General features: G+C 58.9%; 2 tRNA genes. Both read left to right on the plus strand.

Annotated features, from left to right (window positions below):
• Positions 1–2: 2 nt before the first annotated feature.
• Positions 3–79, plus strand: a tRNA-Asp gene (locus AB4Y44_RS42620).
• A gap of 82 nt (positions 80–161) precedes the next feature.
• Positions 162–237 (plus strand) — tRNA-Glu (locus AB4Y44_RS42625).
• Positions 238–287 lie beyond the last annotated feature (50 nt).

Raw genomic sequence — 287 nt, forward strand, 5'->3', positions numbered from 1 at the left:
CTGGAGCGGTAGTTCAGTCGGTTAGAATACCGGCCTGTCACGCCGGGGGTCGCGGGTTCGAGTCCCGTCCGCTCCGCCAGATTCAAAGCTGTTCCGCCGTTGCTTCGGTAATGGCGAACCGCTGCAGTTCAAAGGTGTAAGCCTGCACTTATACCCGTGTTGTCCCCTTCGTCTAGAGGCCTAGGACATCACCCTTTCACGGTGAGTACAGGGGTTCGAATCCCCTAGGGGACGCCAAATCAAAATGCGGCGCCAAAGCAGTAGCACTGCGAGCAGTGTGGCGACGC

It is taken from the genome of Paraburkholderia sp. BR10937, assembly GCF_040965695.1.
Lineage (GTDB): Bacteria > Pseudomonadota > Gammaproteobacteria > Burkholderiales > Burkholderiaceae > Paraburkholderia.